Annotated in this window: 16 protein-coding genes; 15 read left to right on the forward strand and 1 reads right to left on the reverse strand. The window is 36.5% G+C overall.

The window, feature by feature from the left end; genetic code table 11:
- Positions 1-129 precede the first annotated feature (129 nt).
- Positions 130-2,490 carry a preprotein translocase subunit SecA gene (gene secA, locus ACIQ38_RS03340; protein WP_402817949.1) on the reverse strand — a complete coding sequence of 787 codons (2,361 nt, stop codon included), beginning with the start codon at positions 2,488-2,490 and terminating at the stop codon, positions 130-132.
- Positions 2,491-2,655: 165 nt separating this feature from the next.
- On the opposite strand from secA, the gene ACIQ38_RS03345 reads away from it, so the two are divergent.
- The 15 genes from ACIQ38_RS03345 to ACIQ38_RS03415 all read left to right on the forward strand — a co-directional run bounded on the left by ACIQ38_RS03345 (position 2,656) and on the right by ACIQ38_RS03415 (position 22,441).
- Positions 2,656-4,983, forward strand: a complete 2,328-nt coding sequence (locus tag ACIQ38_RS03345; protein ID WP_402817952.1) for a hypothetical protein — start codon at positions 2,656-2,658, stop codon at positions 4,981-4,983.
- A gap of 32 nt (positions 4,984-5,015) precedes the next feature.
- A complete protein-coding gene (locus tag ACIQ38_RS03350; protein ID WP_402817955.1) occupies positions 5,016-7,271 on the forward strand; it encodes a phosphodiester glycosidase family protein in 2,256 nt (751 codons plus the stop codon).
- 123 nt (positions 7,272-7,394) lie between these two features.
- Entirely contained in the window at positions 7,395-7,805 is a 411-nt protein-coding gene (locus ACIQ38_RS03355; RefSeq protein ID WP_402817958.1) for a hypothetical protein, read from the forward strand.
- A gap of 827 nt (positions 7,806-8,632) precedes the next feature.
- Entirely contained in the window at positions 8,633-9,697 is a 1,065-nt protein-coding gene (locus ACIQ38_RS03360; RefSeq protein ID WP_402817961.1) for a glycosyltransferase family 4 protein, read from the forward strand.
- A 43-nt stretch (positions 9,698-9,740) separates the two neighbouring features.
- The gene (locus tag ACIQ38_RS03365; protein WP_402817964.1) at positions 9,741-10,856 is read left to right on the forward strand and encodes a DegT/DnrJ/EryC1/StrS family aminotransferase; all 1,116 of its coding nucleotides are present in this window, start codon (positions 9,741-9,743) and stop codon (positions 10,854-10,856) included.
- Between the two features lie 87 nt (positions 10,857-10,943).
- Complete coding sequence (locus ACIQ38_RS03370) at positions 10,944-11,681, forward strand: hypothetical protein (RefSeq protein ID WP_402817966.1); 738 nt, start codon at positions 10,944-10,946, stop codon at positions 11,679-11,681.
- Positions 11,678-12,691 carry a Gfo/Idh/MocA family protein gene (locus tag ACIQ38_RS03375; protein ID WP_402817969.1) on the forward strand — a complete coding sequence of 338 codons (1,014 nt, stop codon included), beginning with the start codon at positions 11,678-11,680 and terminating at the stop codon, positions 12,689-12,691. Before ACIQ38_RS03370 ends, ACIQ38_RS03375 begins: the two co-directional genes overlap by 4 nt.
- Before the next feature lie 19 nt (positions 12,692-12,710).
- Positions 12,711-14,027: a nucleotide sugar dehydrogenase gene (locus ACIQ38_RS03380; protein ID WP_402817972.1), complete on the forward strand. Its 1,317-nt coding sequence runs from the start codon at positions 12,711-12,713 to the stop codon at positions 14,025-14,027.
- 13 nt (positions 14,028-14,040) lie between these two features.
- Entirely contained in the window at positions 14,041-14,772 is a 732-nt protein-coding gene (locus ACIQ38_RS03385) for an acyltransferase (protein WP_402817974.1), read from the forward strand.
- Positions 14,773-16,185 carry a lipopolysaccharide biosynthesis protein gene (locus ACIQ38_RS03390; RefSeq protein WP_402817976.1) on the forward strand — a complete coding sequence of 471 codons (1,413 nt, stop codon included), beginning with the start codon at positions 14,773-14,775 and terminating at the stop codon, positions 16,183-16,185.
- Positions 16,186-16,199: 14 nt separating this feature from the next.
- Positions 16,200-17,798, forward strand: coding sequence for an asparagine synthase-related protein (locus ACIQ38_RS03395; protein ID WP_402817979.1), 1,599 nt, complete (start codon positions 16,200-16,202; stop codon positions 17,796-17,798).
- Positions 17,795-18,865, forward strand: coding sequence for a non-hydrolyzing UDP-N-acetylglucosamine 2-epimerase (gene wecB, locus ACIQ38_RS03400; protein WP_402817982.1), 1,071 nt, complete (start codon positions 17,795-17,797; stop codon positions 18,863-18,865). Before ACIQ38_RS03395 ends, wecB begins: the two co-directional genes overlap by 4 nt.
- 107 nt (positions 18,866-18,972) lie before the next feature.
- Positions 18,973-20,268: an oligosaccharide repeat unit polymerase gene (locus tag ACIQ38_RS03405; protein WP_402817985.1), complete on the forward strand. Its 1,296-nt coding sequence runs from the start codon at positions 18,973-18,975 to the stop codon at positions 20,266-20,268.
- Complete coding sequence (locus ACIQ38_RS03410; protein WP_402817988.1) at positions 20,265-21,380, forward strand: glycosyltransferase; 1,116 nt, start codon at positions 20,265-20,267, stop codon at positions 21,378-21,380. Before ACIQ38_RS03405 ends, ACIQ38_RS03410 begins: the two co-directional genes overlap by 4 nt.
- Positions 21,377-22,441 (forward strand): glycosyltransferase, encoded by a 1,065-nt coding sequence (locus ACIQ38_RS03415; protein WP_402817991.1) that lies wholly within the window; start codon positions 21,377-21,379, stop codon positions 22,439-22,441. The genes ACIQ38_RS03410 and ACIQ38_RS03415 overlap by 4 nt, the downstream gene beginning before the upstream one ends.
- The last annotated feature ends 4 nt before the right edge of the window (positions 22,442-22,445 follow it).

Below are 22,445 nucleotides of genomic sequence, written 5' to 3' on the forward strand. Positions count from 1 at the left end.
GATTTAGGAGGTATTTCTCCCTAGCCAGCTTAATCTCTGGAGCTCTGACACTATTTTCTTCCCTCAGTCTCCAAAATAAAAAGAGTGTTGAAAGTGACCAAGCACTTCCAACACTCAAAAAAACTATTATTATTGTTCCTCTTTGACACCGTTCACTTGGAAATTATATCGAATCACATCTCTAAAGAATGTATGAAGCATAGTTTGGAATAAGTGAAGTGCATCAAAAGAGTAAAGGCGATATGGATCTTCTTGGCCGTATCCGCGAATTCCGATACCTTCTCTTAAATGGTGTAGATTATCTAAATGACCAATCCATAACCGGTCCAGCGTTTCTGTGTAGAACGACTGAATGTTTCTCCATTCTTCGCTGTCGCTGCTTGTCATATTGACAATTTCAAAAGCTTTTTCATAGACGCTTTCTAGCGCTTCCTTCAATTGTGCTTTATTTTCCGAGTCTAATGAAGTAAAGGCATCCTCTTCATATGATGTTAGCATGGAAATAATTTTAACCTCATCCATTATCTCATTAACAATGGTCGATTCATTCGCATCGGAATCCACAAGTTCATCAATTAAATTATTGAAACGTTCATGCATCGCATCAATGACAAGCATTTGCATATTTTCTATTTTTAATGCTTTTTCTCGGTAGTTATACATAACGCGTTGTTGGTCGTTGTTAATATCATCTAATTTCAATAAATGAGAACGGCTAGAGAAATGCATACCTTCGATTACATTTTGAACATTATACACAAACTTTGTTGGGTTAGATGAAATAACTAAGCCATTATCATCTGTTTTCAACTTATTTTTGTATTTAGTGAATTCTTCTTCATCGTAATAGTGGAATAGCTCGTCTTCCAATGAAATGATAAATTGCGAACTACCTGGATCTCCTTGGCGTCCACCACGACCACGAAGCTGCATATCTATTCGGGCGCTACTATGAAGCTCTGTTCCGATAATATGGAGTCCACCTAGTTCCGCAACTCCTTCTCCTAAATTGATATCTGTTCCACGCCCAGCCATATTCGTTGCCAACATGATTTTATTCATTTGCCCCGCTTGCGATATCAAGCCTGCTTCATCTTCTACTGTTTTTGCATTGAGTATAGAATGTTCGATGTCAAGGTCATGTAAGTAGGATGAAAGTTTTTCAGACTGCTCAATGGAAGTCGTTCCGATTAAAACAGGACGACCCATTTCATGATATTTTTTCGTTTCTTCTACAATTTTTTTCATCTTATCTTCATATGTCAAATAAACAAGTGTTTCCATGTCAATACGTTGGTTTGGTTTATTTGTCGGTATTTCTGTCACGCGCAAGTTGTACGTTTCCCAAAACTCATCGCGGGAAGGGACGGCACTACCCGTCATACCTGAAACATGTTTGTACAAACGGAAATAATGTTGGATCATAATAGAAGCTTGTGTATTGTTTTCTTCTTTAATTGAAACTTTTTCTTTCGCTTCAATCGCTTGATGAAGGCCGTCGCTAAATGTTCGACCTTCCATAATACGCCCAGTATATGGATCCACAATCATAATTTTGTCGTCTTTTACAATATAATCTACATCTTTGCGCATAACTACTTTGGCGCGAAGTGTCTGCATCGCAATATGCATAAATTCACGATGTTCTCGGTCGTATACATTATCGATGCCAAATGCCTCTTCTAATCGGTCAGCACCATTATCTAACAACACAATTTGTTTTGTTTCTGGATAATAATTGTAATCTTCATCGTCTTTGAATGAACTTATGACTAATTGCATAATTGGAAACAAATTTAAGCTCGCATTGGATTTCCCAGCGATGATTAAAGGAGTTCTCGCTTCATCGATTAATATACTATCCACTTCATCGATTAAAGCGTAAAATAGAGGTCGCTGGACAAGCTGTTCTTCACTTTGCACCATATGATCTCTTAAATAATCAAACCCAAACTCTGTTCCAGTACCATATGTAATGTCACAATTATAGGCAGCTTGCTTTTCATCATTTTCTAAACCAGAAATATTTAATCCTACTGTTAAGCCTAAAAACTCAAATAATGGTTTCATCTCTTCGAAATCTCGACTAGCCAAATATTCATTGGCCGTAATAATATGCGTTCCTTTGCCGTGTAAAGCCATCACATATGCAGGTAGTGTTGCAACTAATGTTTTACCTTCTCCTGTTTGCATTTGAGCAATTTGGGATTGGGTTAATACGGCACCACCCATTAACTGGGTATCATAGTGGCGCTTTCCTAATACACGTTTCGAAGCTTCCCGCACGACTGCAAATGCTTCCAACATGATTTCTTCAGGAGTTGCTCCATTATTTAGTTGTTCACGAAAACTTGTTGTATATGTTTGAAGCTCTATATCGGTTTTATTTGTAAATGAATCTTCTAACGCATTAATTTTGGATACTATTTTTTTGAGTTGTTTTAACTCAATGACTTCACCAGAAATCATTTTCTTAATAGAATGTAACATGTTCATTCTCCCTACTTTTAAATTCCATTGCCTATTATATCATGAAACTAACATGCAAGCATTTTCTTAATGATTTGCTAATGTTTCAATTATATTACAACTATAAGTTTTAAATGTTACCAATTGATGTTAATGTTAAAATATAGAATGAAAGGGGTTTTAGTGTTGAAGAAAATTTATATTCCAGTGATGGCTGCTATGTTAGCTACACCTTTAAATAGTGTGGCAAGTGCAGAAGAATTAGTAAAAACGGACACGGCTGTAGAAGAAGTAATAGTAGAACCAGTAGGAACTGGGGAAGAAGTAATTGAGGTTGAAGGTAGTGTAGAAGAATGGTTAGATAATGCAATTGAGGAAAAACCAGAGGAAGAAGTTATTTTAGAGGGATATGAAAACTTAGGACCAATGATTTTTAAATCATCTGCTATTTCATCAAAAATTGCTGCCAATGAAGAAGGAGAGTACTTCATTTATTACATCATGCATGGAGCACCAGCGGCATTAGTTGTAGTAGATTATCAAACAAAGGAAATCGTACATACTTTTACGTTAGAAGATTCTAAAAGTGCTTGGGGTCTTGATGTAGATGAAAATGGAAAGCTTTGGGTTGGAGGATCTGTTTCCAGTGTTCTTTACAGCTATGACCCAAACACAGAAGTTTTTGAAAATCACGGACCGATTTTTTCCAATAAAAGCGATACTTCCATCCAAGATTTAATTGTCTCTGGCAATAAAGTATATGCTGGATCGGCATATGGAGGAGCACTAGTAGCATTTGACACTGAAACGAAAGAAATAGAAGAATTTGGACAAATTCGTAAAAGAAAAGAGTTTGTCAAAGCGATCGTTGCCGATGAAGAAAAGGATGAGATTTATGTCTCAATAGGTTCGGCAATGGATCTATTAGTGAAAAAGCCTGGTACGAAAAACTTCACATCTTTTTTACCATCAAAATATATGTCAGAAAAATATGCACAAGATTTAGTATTGACGGATGATTACGTAGTTGCAAGATTGTATCCTTCTAATGTAGCAGTAGTTTTTGATAGAAAAACATTGAAAATCGTAGATGAGTTTGAACTGAATTCTAAAACAGTTTCTACATTATCACCAGATGGAAAGTCTTTATACTATACAAAGGCACAGCAACTAATTCGATATGATTTCACAACAAAGGAACACACAGAGCTAGGTGTAAATTTACCTAAAGGGACAGAAGGAATAAATCTGGATTTTATCGTAAAAGGAACGAAAAAAACAGATACTGAGCAAACAGATTTAGAATCACTCTTTGATAAAATATTTAAGGAAAAATCTGTAAAAAGAATTGAGTCACAAGTAACTTCAACAGAGAACGAAATGGAAGCACCGATTAACGAGGAGCAACCAGTTACTGAAGAACCAATTATTGAAGAACCATCTGTGGAAGAACCAATTCTAGAAGAAGAGCCAGAAGAATGGTTGTTATCTGGTATGGTCGATAATTTAGGACAATTATTTGAATACAATGCGCAAACGGGCGAAATGAAATATTATCAACTTGATTTACCGGAACAACCAGTAGAATTATATACACTAGCTTCAAGTGAGGATGGTAAGAAAATATTTGCTAATGGTTATATGTCTGGTGGTCTTGGAGTATATGACGTTACAACTGGAGACAAAGAATTATACCGAAATGTTAGTCAAATAGAGTCTATGTTTGACATAAACAATAAATTATATATAGGTGCATATCCACTTGCTAGATTACTAGTTTATGATCGTTCTATCCCATGGGATACTGGAAATCCAAAAGAAGTAATTCGTATGAATGAATACGGACAAGAAAGAACGACTGCTGTAACTCCTTATAACAAAGGGAAAGAAATTGTATTTGGTACATTGCCAGACGCTAGCGTTGGTGGCGGAGCTTTAGCATTCTACGATACAGAAAACGAGAAAATGGAAATATACGAAAACTATATTTATAACCAAAGCCTCGTGTCATTAGTTAGTAGAGGAACACAAATTTTCGGGGGAACTTCGATTCACGCGAATCAGCAAGTGAACCCACGTGGAGCAAGACTGTTCTACTTTAATCGAAGTAACCCAGAAGATAAAAAATATATTCATCTCCCATTTGATTCAAGTATGATTACTAGTTTAATAGTAGATAAAGATAATAATGTTTGGGGTATGGGCGATGGAACGCTATTTGTCTACAAAGATGAGTGGACAGATGTTCGTTCAGTTGAATTGCTTGAGTTAATCTCTGGTAGATTCCGTAACGCACAAATCGTAGAAGGTCCAGATGGCTATATTTACGGAAGTGTGGAAGGAAAACTATTTAGAGTAACAAAAGATACGCTAGAAGTAGAATGGTTAAAAGATAAAGGAGTTTATGGACTTGTAAAAGATGTCAATGGAAACCTTTATTACTACGATGGAAGTAATTTATGGAAATACACAATCGAACAAAATAGAGAGCAACAACAAAAAGAGCAAAAATAATTGCTTAAGGAAATGAAGGAGAATTTAACTAAATGAAACAAAAATTGCTATACCTTTTTATCGTTTTTGCAATCGTCACTGGCGCTCTATTTCAACCAAATCAGGCAGAAGCTGCTACAACGAAAGTTTATTGGGACGGCATATTAATGGTTCCTGGTCAAGTTGGAAAAATTAAAGTAATTAAACCAATCAACTTATGGAAGCGTACGGATGCAGGTTTAGTGTTCGAACGAGTATTGAAAAAAGGTGAGCAATACCGTGTCTATCGATATGATAATTTATACGGGGGTCAATATGGTCTTGGTGGAGGCATGTACATTACGAACATGGCAGGCTATGTCGAATACAAGACACCTTCTAAAGCAAAACTAAAAGAATTAGAAAATGCACAAGGAACGACGACACCAAGTGGAAATAATTCATCTCAGTTATTTCCAACTGAAGCTACACCTACTTTAACTGGCGGGAAAGTATTAAGTCAGAAAGTTACACAACTAGCTCCTGGTATTCGTAAAAAATACTTCGATATAGATGGTGCAATTGGTGCTCAAAATGTATTTGTCATTGAGTATGATGGGAAAACTTCTAATGTAGGCTTAAAAACAGAGCTTGCAAAAGATCAATTAGTTGGATTGGAAACAACTTCTTCACAAGCAAATAGTGTGGAGCAAAATGATTCTTATCACGTAGTTGCTGGCGTGAACGCCGATTACTTCGATAAACAAGGACAACCAATCGATTTAATGATGATGGATGGATCAATCGTCTCTACATCTCAAACACCGCTTAATGAATTGGCAGTGTTAGGTGTGAAAGCGGATGGGAAAGCTATTATCGGTGCACCTCAAGTAGCTATGAATGTTTCCGTAAATGGGCAAGAATCTTACGCAATTAATTCAGTCAATCGTAAACGTTCAGCAAATCATCTAGTCCTTTATACAAGAGACTTCAATGCAACAACTGGAACAAATGAACTTGGTACAGAAGTTCGAGTGAAAATAGATTCAGGAAAACTTAATGGTTCTGAAACACTAGTCGGAACAGTTTTAGAAAATGTTACTGGTGTAGGAAATGCCAAGTTGAACAAAGGAGAAATTATTTTATCTGGACATAACTTTGCAAGCCAGTTTCTACAAAAAATTCAAGTAGGAGACCAAATTGCGATTTCTACAAAATTTACTCCTGCTGAATGGAATGATGTGCGTGAATCAGTCAGCGGTCGTTATCATTTAGTGAAAAACGGTGTGTTGCAAACAATCAAAGTTGCAGGGGTAGCACCTCGCACAGCAGTAGGTATTAAAAAAGATGGCAGTATTTTTACAACCGTAATTGATGGAAGAACAACAGATAGTAAAGGATTAACATTGCAAAATACGGCAAAACTAATGAAAGACTTAGGGGCAGTGTATGCAATGACATTTGATGGTGGAGGATCTTCTACCGTAGTTACGAGAGAATTAGGGGATAATAAGGTAACTGTACAAAACAAGCCTTCTGATGGGCGAGAGCGTTCAGTATCCAATTCTTTATTATTCATTAGTGAATATAAAACAGGTGCACTTGCAACAATCATACCAGTGTCTACTGTATTAGAAGTATTTGAAGGAGAAACATATACAGATTTATCTGTGCCAGTTAAAGGAATCGATCAGTATATGAATCCGGTAACTATATCAGGAAACGCGAAAGTAACTTCTTCTATTTTAACGAATACAAATGGCAAGCAAGTAGTCAATGCGAAACCAGGTACGTATGCTGGTGTCGTAACTTATGATGGTAAATCAGCGAATATCCAACTTAAAGTAACAAACGGTGCACCTACTATTTTAGAATCATTTAATAAAGGTATCCTAAACTATGAAGCTACTAGCGATCGAGCAAAATCAGTTTCAGTTCAATCTGTTACAAATGATCGTGATGGTTCAAAAGCTATTAAACTAGTGTATGACTTCTCAGGTACAACTGGTACTTCAGGTGCATATGTAAGTGCTAAAACGAAGTTAACGATTAGTACACCAGCTAAAAAAATCGGTATGTGGGTAAAAGGTGATGGAAAAGGAAACTGGCTCAGAACACAACTAGTAGACGCATCTGGTAAATCAGTTCAACTAGATTTAGATAAAAATGTGAACTGGACAGATTGGAGATTCGTTACTGCAGAAGTTCCAGCAGGACTAGCTTATCCTGTAAAAATGGATTTACCAGTACGCTATATGCAAACGGAAGATACAAACAAATCGAATGGTGAAATTATTATAGACGATATCCAAGCGATTTATAAAAATTAATCTCATTCACTAATGCGACAAAAAGCCTACTGGATAAGGTTAAAAAGTATTAGAAGTTGCCAACCTTTTTGATGTGTGATAACGTAATCAGTATGGATTTTTGCTAACTGTGGAGGGAAGTACATGTATTCGGAAGATAAAGATAAAGAAAATGCTTCACTTGATTCATCATTGGAAGAAAATGCGCAAAAAGTAATAGGTTATTACAAGCGCCAAGCATGGGCTGTAAAGGTATTTGATAAGATTGATCAAGATAGTATAGTAGAAGATGGTAAAGATGTTGTACTAGCTTCTTCCATTATTCAATCAAGTAATGATTTATTTTTCCCGGCTTTCATTCGAATTAATACGAAAGAGAACGGAAAAGTGGTAGGTGCATACTTGATTCTTGAAGAAGACGATAGTTTTCAATTGTTACCATTAGAACGCGCTTTAGAAGAATTACAACTCGATGAACTAGTACCATTTAAGTACCGTACGCTAGAAAAAATCGAAGGCGACGAGTACCAAGTTAACTGGCCAGAATTTTCGTAAAGAGCGAAAGTGCTTTTTAGGTCAAAACTTATTTCTAACGTTTCATATGGGCTTTGGACAGACTTTTTGCTCAATCATTACCGTTTGAATTTTTGAGAGAAGCTAGTCGTGACGAAGTCACGACTAGCTTCTCTTTTTTTCGGTAATCTTATTGCGTTTGTCTGTCCATCACCCAACTTCAACAGTATGAATAAGGTTAACATCTTTTTGGATAATTAGTGAAAAAATATTTTCCAACTCATCAAGGAAACAGAGGAGGGCAGTCTAAGGACGCGACATCGTGTCGCAACGACTGCCTGACCCGCCTCGTGCGGGCCTGAAGATGCAATTTCGGTTGCTCGTCGCTTCTTTACTGTGGATCTCTTCCTATTCATTAATAATAAATACTTGTTATAAATTGATGCTAAATATAAACGTAATACTTTCTTTAAATCAAAAAGCGGAAATAAAATAAAGAAGGACTGAGCAGCCAAAATTGCATTTTTTGCTGCTTTTATATGGTTAGGAAAGTGAACTCTTCCCTTTCGCATAAGACAATCCCGTTAATGTTGTAGTAGTCGATTCATTCCAAAGTAATCCAAAAGTATCTCTATACTAAATGTCTAGCATCTAAAGTAATTTATCCTTTGTAAGCTACGCATCAAAAGACTGACTTTTGCCTATAATAAGGCGAAAAGTCAGTCTTTTCTTTCTTTATAATATACTTGGTTACAAGTCTAGTTTTATAGTATAATGAGTAATCGAAGAAACTTTCATGTTGCTAATTCGTCTACTGATAAGAGAAATTAAATAGCCAAGGAAAATATAAAAAAACAAGGATGATATTTTTGGACATAAAATTACTTCTTGCTTTTATCATATCTATGGTAACGGCAATAGCTGTTACGCCACTTGTAATAAAACTTGCACATAAAATCGGAGCTACAGATAAACCAAATAAACGAAAAGTGCATCAGAATGTGATGCCTCGACTTGGTGGTCTTGCAATTTTTATTGCAGTAGCAGTTGGTTATTTTGTAAGTGGATTATACGAAGCGAAAATTACCGGAATAATCGTTGGTGCATTGATCATCATTGTTTTGGGAATCATAGATGATAAATATGAAATATCCGCAAAAATAAAACTTTTAGGCCAAATTCTAGCTGCATGTGCAGTAATGGGGAGTGGACTAACAGTAGAGGTGTTAAATATTCCTTTCATCGGAGTATTTGATCTTGGGATATTGTCATACGTCGTTACGTTATTTTGGATCTTAGCAATTACAAATGCGATTAACTTAATTGATGGACTGGACGGATTATCCGCTGGTATTTCATCTATCGTATTTGCAAGTATTGCATTTTTAGCATTTTCTGCAGACAAAATGCTAATACTTAGTCTGTCGTTAATATTACTAGGTAGTACACTTGGATTTCTCTTTCATAATTTTTACCCTGCGAAAATTTTCATGGGAGATACAGGATCCATGTTTTTAGGTTATTCGATTGCCATTTTATCATTGCTAGGTTTGTACAAAAGTGTTACGTTATTTAGCTTTGTCGTACCGATTATGATACTAGGTGTTCCGATATTTGATACATCGTTTGCGATTATTCGAAGATTGGTCAATAGAAAACCGATATCTGCAGCCGATAAATCACATTTGCATCATCGATTGTTAGCGTTAGGTTTATCGCACCGAGATACTGTGTTAGTTATATATGGATTTGGTTTAATATTTAGTATTGCAGCAATTACGTTTGAAACACTTACGTTAAGATGGGCTATTTTTATACTAGTCTTCATATTAATCGCATTTGAAATTGTTGCTGAAAAAATTGGTCTCGTAAATGACGAGTATCGACCAATATTATCCGTATTCCGAAAAGTTGTTGGGTATAAGCGCAATTAGCGCTTTACATATTAAAATTCATTGATAGGTTGGTGTAAATGAAATGAAAGTACCAATGTTAGATTTATCTGAGCAATACGCATCTTTAAAAAGCGAAGTATTAGAAGCCTTAGATGGCGTTATGAGTAGTTCACAATTTATCCTTGGGGATAACGTGAAAAAATTAGAAGCAGATCTTGCAAAGTATAGCCATGTTGCCCACGGTATTGGCTGTGGTAACGGGAGTGACGCAATTCATATAGCTTTACAAGCAGCGGGTATCGGTGCTGGAGATGAAGTAATTACAACGCCATTTACATTTTTTGCTACAGGTGGAGCAATAGTAAGAGCAGGTGCAAAACCTGTATATGCAGATATTGATCCGATTTCATTCAATTTAGATCCTGAGGAAATTGAAAAGCATATTACGGAAAGAACAAAAGCAATCATCCCTGTACATCTGTATGGACAAATGGCTGATATGGTGCGCATTCGTGAAATCGCGGATAAACATAATTTAGTTGTTGTAGAAGATGCTGCACAAGCAATTGGTGCAAAACAAGGTGAATATACGGTTGGTGAACTAGGAGACGCTGCGACATATAGTTTCTTCCCAACGAAAAACTTAGGTGCATATGGTGACGGTGGGATGGTCGTAACGAACAATGACGATCTTGCAGAAAAAAGTCGCGTTATCCGCGTGCACGGAAGTAAACCAAAGTACTATCATAGCGTACTTGGATATAACAGCCGTTTAGATGAATTACAAGCTGCTGTATTAAATGTGAAATTCCCTCATTTAGATACATGGAGTGAACAACGTAGAACACATGCAGATTACTATACGGCGTTATTAAATGAAAAAGTGGCAGACTATGTAAAAACACCTGTTATTGTAGAAGGTTTCCATCACGTATTCCATCAATATACAATCTTGACAGAACGTCGCGATGAATTACAAGCGTTCCTAAAAGAAAACGGTGTATCTACAATGATTTACTACCCACTACCATTGCATCTACAACCTGTTTTTGAAAGCTTAGGGTATAAAGAAGGCGATTTCCCTAAAGCGGAAAAAGCTGCAAAAGAAGCACTTTCTTTACCAATGTTCCCAGAGCTTAAAGAGGAACAACAACAATATGTTGTAGAGAAAATTGCTGAATTTTTTGCGGGAAAATAATGTGATGATCAATTAGTAGAGGGAGACGTATTTTTTACGTTTCCCTCTTACTGCCTGTATGAAGAGAATTTGATTAGGAGAAGTGAGATGGCGGAAAATAAGACGTATAAATTATATGATTCATTAGAGTTTTTTTGGAAAAAGAAGATTTGGTTTATTATTATCCCTGTAATAGTTGCATTACTTGGATATGTAGGTTCTATGTTCATCCCTAAAGACGGGGAGTACGTAGGGAGAAGTACAATGTTTACTGGATCAGTAAAACTTGAAGCATTAACGAATCCTGACCATATTATGGCACAATACGGTGAACATTTTACTGGCAAAGCGGAAGTATTTGTTCCGACGAGAAGTTATATTAAAACAGAAGTTTATGGAGATAGTGAAGAACAAGTAACAAAAGAGCTTACATTATTCGATGATCAGCTGTTGGCTGGTTTAATGGTGCAGAATGATAAAGTAATTGATGGGACACAAAGATATGCTTTATCGCAATCAGCTAGAATCCAAGTATTACAAGAATCTATTGAATCGTATAAAAAAGCCCTAGCCGACACGGATATCGAGCCGATAATAAACAATTATACTTTGTTACTTAGCCAAGCAGAGCAAGAGATGACTAATGCTATGGCAACGGAACAACGTGTGCGCAATGATATTATCTCCTACGAAAAACCTGCACTGGCAAATGCATATGTAGTGAAAACAAAGTCATATGGACTTGAAGGAGCAGTTGCTGGATTTGTTCTAGGAATATTATTTGCAATATTTATCTTATCTTTATGGAAATACATTTTAGAAGCAAGAGGGAGTAAACGAGCATGATTCAATTTGCAATTGTAGGTATGGGTTTTATCGCGGATAAGCATATAGCTGCCATTCGCAACACAGAAGGCGCAAACCTATTTGCCATTTGTGACACAAACCCAGAACGACTAGTAATAGATGATGAAAATGTGTTAAAATATACAGATTTAGAAAAAATGCTAACAGAAAATCCACAAATTGATGTGGTGAATATTTGTGTACCATCTGGTTTGCACGCAACCTTAACGAAAACTGTTGCCAAATATAAAAAACATATTATTACAGAAAAACCGATGGCACTAAACTCTGCTGACGCAAAAGAAATGATGGAAGTGGCAAACGAGCAAGGGATTAAACTTGCAATCGTGCATCCAAACCGTTACCGTCCAGCAATTATGGAAGTCCGTGAATTAATGGATGCAGGGAAGTTCGGTAAGCTAAGCCATGCGAATGCAACTGTTCGTTGGAATAGAGGACAAGCATACTATGACCAAGCACCATGGAGAGGCACGAAAAAGTTTGATGGTGGCGTATTGATGAACCAAGCAATACATAATTTAGACTTGCTGTTATGGTTTATGGGACCAGTAAAATCTGTACAAGGTATGGTAGCAACAAGATTCCGCAATATTGAAACGGAAGACGTTGCAACTGCGCTAATCGAATTTGAAAGTGGGGCGCTTGGAGTTGTAGAAGCTGCAACTACTGTTTATCCACAAAACTTAGAAGAATCGTTGTCTATTTTCGGTGAAACTGCTAGTGTGAAAGTTAGTGGGAAGAATGCATTGTTCATCGATACATGGGACGTAGAAGGCTACACGGAAGAAGAAGTAGCAAAATTGAAAGAGAAAATACAAAATGAGCCTTGGGGTAAAAAAGGACATGACTGTATTATTGAAGATATGGTAGCCGCGATTAACGAAAATCGTGAACCAGCAGTTAGCGGACTAGACGGTTATAATCCAGTTCGTTTAATCGAAGCAATTATCGAATCATCCGAAACAGGAAAACGTATTATATTCTCGTAATTATAAAGGAGAGACTAAAATGTCTACACACTATGAAGAATTACTAGCAAAAATTGAAAACCACACAGCCGTAATTGGTGTTGTTGGGTTAGGTTATGTTGGTTTACCACTAGCCGTTGAAAAAGCAAAAGCAGGTTACAATGTTATTGGTTTTGACGTACAAGAATCGAAAGTACAACAAGTAAACGAAGGTATTAACTATATCGGGGATGTAGTAGATCATGATTTAAAAGATATGGTAGACTCTGGACATTTAAGAGCTTCTTCTGACTATGGTTCCATCAGTGCAGTGGATGCAGTAGCTATTTGTGTTCCTACACCACTAGATATCTACCAACAACCAGATACTTCTTACGTAGAAAGTTCTGTAAACGAAATTGCAAACTATGCAAAACCAGGAACATTAGTCGTGCTTGAATCGACAACATACCCAGGTACAACAGAAGAAATTATTCGTAAAGCATTAGAAGATAAAGGATTTACAGTTGGAGAAGATATTTTCATTGCATACTCTCCAGAACGTATCGATCCAGGTAATAAGAGCTTCAATACAAAAAACACACCAAAAGTAGTTGGTGGTATCACAGAAAAATGTACAAATGTAGCAGCTGCACTATATAGCAGTGTTTTAGATGGTGATGTGCATAAAGTTTCAAGTCCTGCAATTGCTGAAATGGAAAAAATCTTCGAAAACACATTCCGTCATATTAATATCGCACTTGCAAATGAGATGGCTGTACTTTGTGAGAAAATGGGCATCGACGTTTGGGAAGTAATTGATGCAGCGAAAACAAAACCATATGGCTTTATGGCATTTTATCCAGGACCAGGTCTTGGCGGTCACTGTATTCCAATCGATCCATTCTACTTAACATGGAAAGCAAGAGAATATAATTACCATACAAAGCTAATCGAACTTGCTGGAGAAATAAACAACTCTATGCCTGACTACGTTATTAACCGTGCAATGCAAATTTTAAATGATGACGGGAAAGCACTTCGTAATGCGAAAGTTCTTTTACTAGGCGTAGCTTATAAAAAAGACATCGATGATATGCGCGAATCTCCATCATTAAAATTGATCGAGCTATTAATCCAACAAGGTGCAGATTTCAAAACAGTTGATCCACATGTAGAAAAATTCAGAGTGAATGGTGAAACATTAGAAACTTCGGAGTTAACAGATAACATGCTGGAAGAAGCGGATATCGTTATTTTAGCGACAGACCACACTGCATTTGACTATGCGAATATAGCGCAACGTTCAAAAGTAATTTTTGATACGCGTAATGCATTCAAAGGCATTGAAACTCCAAATCGTTACATCAAACTGTAAGGAGGCAACCAACATGAACTTTATACATGAAACTGCCGAACTTGGCGAAAATACAACAGTTGGTCATTTTTCTGTTATAGAAGAAGGGGCTAAGATTGGTGCCAATGTTCGCATTGGTAATCGAGTAACGATTCATGCGGACTCTATTATTGGAGATGGCACAACGATTGATGACGGTGCGGTAGTTGGAAAACAACCGAAACCAGCGAAAACAAGTACGATGCAAATTACAAAACAAATTCCACCGCTTCAACTTGGAAAAGAATGTACAATTGGCGCAAATACAATTGTTTACCGCGGAGCAGTAGTCGGGGAAAGTACCTTAATTGCTGACCTGGCAACTGTACGTGAAGATGTAGAAGTTGGATCTTTCGTTATAATCGGACGTAATGTTACAGTAGAAAACTTTGTAACAATTGGTGACCGTACGAAAATCCAATCGAACTCTTATATTACAGCACACTCTACTTTAGAGGATCATGTCTTTATCGCACCTTGTGTGACAACGACGAATGATAACTTCATGGGTAGAACAGAGGCACGTTTTGATAAGATTAAAGGTGCAATCGTAAAAAGAGGAGCCCGCGTTGGTGGAGCGTCTATCATTTTACCAGGGATTACAATTGCTGAAGAAACATTTGTAGCAGCTGGCGCTTTAGTAACAAAAGATACAGAAGAAAAAACATTGATTAAAGGGTTCCCTGCAAAAATCATGAAAAATGTGCCTGAGGAGGAACTACTCTAAGTGTTTTCTCAGCTAAAACGTTTAGGAGCGGATTCGCTCCTTTACGCATTTATGAATGTAGGAACGAAGCTAATTGCGTTTATTCTATTACCAGTATATACATATTATATGACTGTACCGGAATACGGAATGCTTGGCTTTATCGATCGCATAGTTGCAATGCTGACATTTGTCGTTATTTTTGGAACTGATTCTGCGCTAGCTTATTACTATTTCGAACATAAGGACAAAGAAACAAGAGAAAAATATGTTCGATCTGTTATGACGTTCCGTTTATCCATCGTTGTACTTTTATTTATAATCTTTTTTATTGGTGGAGATTGGCTTTCAACTCTGCTATTAGATTCCAATGGATACTCGCATTTATTTTATATTGCATTTGGCACACTCTTTTTAGATACGATTATTACACTTGTTTTAACCATTCTTCGCTATGAATTTAAGACGAAACGAGTAGTTTTTACGACAATTGCTAAAATGCTTTTGATTGCACTTGTATCTATCGTCTTTCTAATCTATATATGGACTTCATTGGAAGGTGTATTAATTGCACGTCTATTAAGCGTAGCGGTAATTATTTTATTAATCATCAAACCCGCAATGACTTATTTACGTCCTATATTTGATTGGCAAATATTAAAGAAAATTTTAATATATGCAACACCACTTGTTCCAGCATCGCTTGCTTTTTGGCTAATCCTCAATGCGAATTTCTTTTTTTTGAAAGAGTACGCTACTTTTACAGAAGTGGGCATCTACGAAACAGCGATTAAATTTGCAACATTCATCACTTTATTAACAAGTGGGATACAGCTTGCCTGGCGACCATTTTCTATGTCTATGAAAGATAAAGAGACGAGTCCAGAATTGTTTGCAAAATTGTATGCAGCTATTTTAATAGCAGGAAGCATTGGAGTATTATTGCTAGCAACTATAATGCCTTTGGTGATTTTAGTATTAGCTGAACCTTATCAAATTGCTTATCCATATGTGGCACCTATTGCAATAGCAACTTTTATAAATTTCTATTATATGATTGTTTCGACGGGAATATTCTTCTCCAAACAAACAAAGCATATTTCGATTGCTTTTGGTATAGCAGCAGTTGTGTCAATAGCGCTTTGTTTCGTGTTCGTTCCAATGTTTGCAATATGGGGAGCAGTTATTTCTTATGTGGCTTCTTATTGTGTAGCACTATTTTTAGTATTTAGGAAAAGCCAAAAGCTATATTACGTGCCTTTCTCTGGGTTTGTAATGGGTTGGACAATCTTTTGGTTAATAGCAGCAACAGGAAGTATCGTATATATTCAAGTTAATGATTTAAATAGCTGGTTAATAGCTGGCATTTGGATTGCATTTATTGTTCTTGTGCTACTAAGTAGAATCGATAAATATTTTATAAAAAGAAAGTAATGGGGGATAAAGACATGGCGAACAACTGTAAAATTAACCTTAGGCATAAAGATTTTTATCCTATACGAGGCGCTGGGTATGAAGGTTTTTTTAGAGGTTATTTCTACTATGAAAATCAATATGTCACCCATGAAAATTTTGTTAGTATATTTGACGTGGAAGCTCTATCTTCCATGGAATTTGCACGTTGGAATGGAGAATATGCATTAATCTTTACAACTGAACTTAATACGACACTTGTAACAGATATGAAGCGATCCATTCCACTTTTTTATTCCAAAGAGCCATCTGGAGACTGGTTAGTTCAAGATTTTATCACACCTCATGCCGGCATGAAAATGCAAAAAGAGGCGGAAGAAGAATTTCTTGTAACTGGTTTTGTCTTTAGAGAAAAAACACTCTTTGAAGATTGGTATCAAGTACCGGCAGTTTCAAAAGTACTTTTAACAGAAGAGGCGAAACAATCGTATTATTACACGTATGTATTGGAAAAAGAAGAGGAAACGATTGATGTTTTCGCAGAAGAATTGGAGCATGTATTCCATTCACTTTTTGACGATTTAGCCACAAGATTGAAAGATAGACAAATCGTTATACCATTAAGTGGAGGGTACGATTCTAGATTAATAGCACTTATGTTAGTAGAACGAGGATTGAAAGATTCTATCACTGCATTTACATATGGTAGACCAGGTAATGGCGAATCGACTGTAAGTAAGCAAATTGCCGATCGTTTAGGTTTGAAATGGAAGTATTTCGCTTACGATAAAGCAATGTGGGAAGACATGTATAAATCCGAGGACTGGAAAGACTATGTCGTCTATTCAAGCAATGGAGTATCAGTTGCGCATTTGCAAGATTTTCCAAGTACTAAACTACTTGTACAAGAAGAAAATTTAAAAGATGCCGTTTTCTTGCCGGGTCATTCTCTAGATTATTTAGCTGGCGGGCATTTACCTTATGAATCGATTGTAGATAAAGATTTTGAAGTAAGTGAAATCCAACAGTTTATCATGAATAAGCATTTCCGTTTATGGGAATTATCTGGTAGGAAATCTTATGCAACAACGGATATCGGTAAAGGGCTCATAAAGGATATCGAAGTTTACTCGAATTATACAAATGAGCGAGCAACTTCCATTATTGATGAGTGGAATTGGCGTGAAAGACAATCCAAGTTTATTATCAATTCTGTCCGGGTGTATGAATATTTTGGGCAAGGATGGTCGGTTCCATTATGGGATGATCGTCTCATCCACTTTTTCAGCAAACTGCCAGTAGACTTAAAATACAAAAAGTATTTGTATGATTACACCTTGCACAAAATGTATCCTGATTTTTATCCAATGCCGCAAAAACCAGGTCCAGAAAATTCACTAAGAAATAAATACGGAATTGTTTATCCACTATTGCGCAAAATATATCGAAAGAAAAATCTTTACCGAAAATATTTTGACGAACCAATGGAGTGGTTTGGAATCTATCCAACATATAAACAATATGTAAGGTCGCTATCGTTTAAAAGAGATGGTCAGAAATACGAACATCCATACAATATAAATTCGTTTATCGTAAAAGATATGATTCAAATGATGAAGGAGCTGACGAAATGAAAGTCTTAACAATATTAGGAGCAAGACCTCAATTTATAAAAGCGGCAGCTATTTCCCGCGTAATCCGCGATGAAGAAGTAACAGAGCTAATCGTACATACTGGGCAACATTATGATGCGAATATGTCCGATATCTTTTTCGAAGAGTTGAATATTCCAAAACCAGATTACCACTTAGGAATCGGTTCAGGAAATCACGGAAAACAAACAGGTGAGATGCTTGCAAAAATTGAAGAAATTATTTTAGCAGAAACACCGGATTTTGTTCTAGTTTATGGAGATACTAACTCTACACTTGCAGGTGCATTAGCTGCTGCAAAACTACATGTTCCGATCGTTCATATCGAAGCGGGCCTTAGAAGCTTTAACAAAAAAATGCCGGAAGAAGTAAACCGCATTTTAACCGACCATGTGTCTACATTACTTCTTTGCCCAACAGATACGGCTATCCAAAATTTAACAAACGAAAACATTTCAGAAGGTGTTCATAATGTGGGAGACGTTATGTACGATGCTGTTTTATACAATAAAACCTTAGCAGAATCGACGTCGACTATTTTAGAACGTGAAAATTTAAAAGCAAAAGATTATTTATTAATTACGATTCACCGTGCTGAAAACACAGATGATGTAGATCGTATGAAATCAATTTTAGATGCTTTCAGTCAAATTCCAGAAACAAAAGTATGGCCAATACATCCACGTACGAAGAAAAAATTAGAGGATTATGGCTTTAAGTTGGATCAAATCCCTAATTTACAAGTAATCGAACCAGTAGGCTATTTAGATATGCTATCACTTGAAACAAGTGCAAAAAAAATCGTAACCGATTCTGGTGGTGTTCAAAAAGAAGCGTATTTTGCAGAAGTACCTTGTGTTACAGTTCGTGACCAAACGGAATGGGTCGAAACATTGATCGAAGATGCCAATATTTTAACAGGTACAGATACAGCCAAAATAGTAGAAGCTGTAGCAAAACAAGTTTCTCCTTCTTATACTCCTGTATTTGGCGATGGTAAAACGGCAGAGAAAGTATTAGCTTTATTAAAGAATCATTTAAGTAAATAAAGTAGGTGTGAGCATTGTTAATTTTTAGCATATGGCTCTTTACTGTGGTGGCTTCCACATACCTTTTTGCTAAGGTTTCTGGAAGCCTTTCTCTTGTAAGGCCAAATATGATTTCCATTATATATTATTATTCTTTCCTTATCTCCAGTTATATTGGCGGATTATTGATAGCTTTAGGAATAGATGATTACTATATGATCAAAAGAATGGACCATGAGGAATATCGAATCATTGGATTTGTTTTGTTGACGATATTAATGATTTTGTTCCCACTTACGCAATTAGTTGTAGGAAGAATTTTAGGTTTTAATGCATCATTAGAATTTGATCGTTACCTACATGAACCCGTTCGTACAAGTGTAGATAAGAACAGACGTATATTTAGACTTGCATTTGGAACGCTCGCTGCAATATCTGTTTTAGCAGTTGCTTTTACATTATTGAAAACATCGACAGTCCCACTTTTGGAATTGCTTAAAGGAAATACAGAAGAACTTGCTAAGATGCGAATTGACGCATCCAGGGGTTTTAGCGGGCCAAGTGTGTATATTCGTAATATATTTGGAATTGCCTTAACTCCTGTATTATCGATTATTGCTTTTGTTTACACGGCGCACTCAAAGGCACTATATTGGAAAATAATGTTTTTCATGCTATTTGTATCTTCCATTTTAATTTCTACTTATGATTTGGCAAAGTCTCCCATTTTCTTTTACATTATTATGCTGGTACTTGCAGCTGTATATACTGGACGTTTAAAGTTGAACTGGAGAAGAATAAGCGGATATATAATTGCTGGAGGTGTGTTATTAGTTATAATGTACGTCGCTATTCAAGGAGTGACAGAAGTAGGAAGCTTTTTAGCCTATAATTCGGGTCCAATTGGTCGAATTATTTTAGCTCAAATTTCTCCATTCTTTTTGCATTTGGATACTTTTTCGCATTCCATTGCTTTATTAGAAGCGAAAGGTCTACCTTCCTTTATCGCTAAAATCTTTGATGTAGAACAAGTTCGTTCGGCTCGAATGGTAATGGAAAATGTCTTCCCCGAAAATATAGACAAAGGGACTGGCGGGGTGCTAAATACGATTTTCTTAGGAGAAGCGTTTGCCTCTTTTGGTTATTTAGGTGTCATTGTAGCAATTATTTATATTGCCATTGTCATTCAATTACTTTATATTGTATTTTTACGTTTACCAAAAACGCCAGTGGTCCTTGCATTATTTATTTATTTCACCATCAATATTCCAAGAACGCTTGTAGGAGGAGTTTCCGATTTCTTCTTTAATCCGATTTGGATAATACTGAGCGTTGTTTTAGGTGGGTTGTTTGTTCTGGAAGGATATTTTCACATCATTTGGCGCTTCGTCATGAATTTAAGGAAGAAAAGAGTGAAGGCATGAAAAATATCATAATTTATTATCCTTTTACGGTTGCTACGAACCCGAAAAGTGGTTCTGCGATTCGGCCAGTAGAGATGATCAAAGCATTTGATGTATATGCAAAAAAGAATGACTTGGAGCTCATTGTCATTTCTGGAACGAGTACAGAACGTCGTGTTCAGTGGAATAAGTTAGTAGAAGAGAGAAAATACGAGCAAACATTATTCTGTTACTCAGAAAACCAAACAATTCCATTATGGCTTACGGATCCTGGACATATACCGAAAGATTGGAAAATAGATAAAGAAGTTTTTCAAACGCTAAAGAAACATCATGTGCCGATTGGCGTCTTTTATCGTGACGTCTATTGGAAATTCGATGAGTTGTATTCGTTAAAAGGTTTGAAAAAATTCATCATGCAAACTATTTATAAAAAGGAAGAAAAATTTTACGGCAAATATATGCATACCGTCTTTTTACCGAGCGATGCAATGGGCAAGTATGTAAATATTAATACTGCGAAAATGGCTTTGCCTCCTGGAGGACGATTTACGGAAATAAAGATCAATAGTAAGGAAATCGGGCAGCCTTTTAAAGGGATATACGTTGGTGGTATTAATAATGTTGATTATGGGTTACCAACTTTAGTAGAATCGTTTGCCTTGTTAAATAAAGACAGCATAAAAGGTGAGCTCGTGATCGTCTGTCGAGAAGATGAATATACAGCACTTAGCGATTCAGATAAAGAAAAACTAGCAAAACCGTATATCAATCTTCAACATGTGAGCGGAGCAGAACTTCAACAAGTATATACAGAAGTAGATTTTGCGTTTATACCGCGAAAAAGATCGATTTATAACGATTTTGCTGTACCTATCAAATTAGTAGAATATTTAACTGCTGGCTTGCCGATTATTGCAACCAATTGTTCTGCACAAGAAGATTTTATCAAGTCAGGTCCTTACGGCGTCATTACGGAAGACGACGCTGAAAGTATTGCCCAAGGAATGCTGGACATTCAACCACATTTTGAAACGTATAAACGAAATATCGGGCAGTCATTTTTACAGCAGCATGCATGGAACGAACGTGCCGAACAAGCAGCACTCGCGCTTATAGGAGGTCAACAATGAAAATTGCTTTATTAGCCCCAAGCAGATCGATTCACACGCAAAAATGGGCATTGTTTTATCAATCACAAGGCATTGAAGTGAAAGTATATACATTCAAAGATCATTATTCAGAGGACAATGCTAAACTTGTACCAACACAAATTTTGCCGAAATTACTTCCAAGCAAAGCTTCGTATTTAACAGCAGCACCTGCTTTGAAAAAAATGTTGAAGGAATGGAATCCAGATATTTTACATGCACATTATGTATCCAGCTACGGGTTATTGGGTGCCATGGTTCATTATAAAAAATATTTTGTTTCGGTATGGGGAAAAGACATTTTCGTCGTTCCTAAAAAAAGCAAGCTCAATCAAAAACTCATAGAGTATACATTAGAACAAGCAACTGCTATTTTTTCAACAAGCCATGTCATGGCGAAAGAAACAAATCTATATACAAACAAAAAAGTAGAAGTAACTCCATTTGGAGTAGATATCGAGCAATTTTACCCTGCACCAGATGAGCAAGAAGCGGACGATAAAATTATTATCGGAACTGTAAAAGCGCTAGAAGATAAATACGGAATTGCTGATCTAGTAAAAGGTTTTGCCTTATTCCATAAAGAGTTTCCAAACTCTGAGCTTCTGATTACAGGTGATGGTCCTCAAAGAGCCGAGTATGAACAGCTCGCAAAAGATTTAAGAATTGCCGATGTAACGACATTTACAGGTAAAGTTCCAAATACAGAAGTACCCGCAATTATTCGTAAGATGTCGATTTTTGCTGTACCATCTACAGAAGACAGTGAAAGCTTTGGCGTTGCCGCTGTAGAGGGGATGGCTTGTGGTGTGCCAGTTGTCGTATCAAACGTCGGTGGCTTGCCAGAAGTAGTCGTACAAGACGTTACTGGAATCGTTGTCGATAAAAACAGTCCCGACCAACTAGCAACTGCATTTAAAAAATTAGCGAGAAATAGTGATTTAAGAGCGGTAATGGGAAGAGCCGGTGTCGCTCATGTAAAAGAGCATTATAGCTGGGTGGATAATGCGCATTATATGCTTTCATTGTATGAAAAATATTAAATCA

Source organism: Psychrobacillus sp. NPDC096389 (assembly GCF_044762855.1).
Lineage (GTDB): Bacteria > Bacillota > Bacilli > Bacillales_A > Planococcaceae > Psychrobacillus.

Coding starts and splice junctions, on each gene's coding strand:
- secA (WP_402817949.1), bottom strand. CDS start 2,490: ATGTTACATTCTATTAAGAAAATGATTTCTGGTGAAGTCATTGAGTTA.
- ACIQ38_RS03350 (WP_402817955.1), top strand. CDS start 5,016: ATGAAACAAAAATTGCTATACCTTTTTATCGTTTTTGCAATCGTCACT.
- ACIQ38_RS03355 (WP_402817958.1), top strand. CDS start 7,395: ATGTATTCGGAAGATAAAGATAAAGAAAATGCTTCACTTGATTCATCA.
- ACIQ38_RS03365 (WP_402817964.1), top strand. CDS start 9,741: ATGAAAGTACCAATGTTAGATTTATCTGAGCAATACGCATCTTTAAAA.
- ACIQ38_RS03370 (WP_402817966.1), top strand. CDS start 10,944: ATGGCGGAAAATAAGACGTATAAATTATATGATTCATTAGAGTTTTTT.
- ACIQ38_RS03375 (WP_402817969.1), top strand. CDS start 11,678: ATGATTCAATTTGCAATTGTAGGTATGGGTTTTATCGCGGATAAGCAT.
- ACIQ38_RS03380 (WP_402817972.1), top strand. CDS start 12,711: ATGTCTACACACTATGAAGAATTACTAGCAAAAATTGAAAACCACACA.
- ACIQ38_RS03385 (WP_402817974.1), top strand. CDS start 14,041: ATGAACTTTATACATGAAACTGCCGAACTTGGCGAAAATACAACAGTT.
- ACIQ38_RS03395 (WP_402817979.1), top strand. CDS start 16,200: ATGGCGAACAACTGTAAAATTAACCTTAGGCATAAAGATTTTTATCCT.
- wecB (WP_402817982.1), top strand. CDS start 17,795: ATGAAAGTCTTAACAATATTAGGAGCAAGACCTCAATTTATAAAAGCG.
- ACIQ38_RS03405 (WP_402817985.1), top strand. CDS start 18,973: ATGATTTCCATTATATATTATTATTCTTTCCTTATCTCCAGTTATATT.
- ACIQ38_RS03410 (WP_402817988.1), top strand. CDS start 20,265: ATGAAAAATATCATAATTTATTATCCTTTTACGGTTGCTACGAACCCG.
- ACIQ38_RS03415 (WP_402817991.1), top strand. CDS start 21,377: ATGAAAATTGCTTTATTAGCCCCAAGCAGATCGATTCACACGCAAAAA.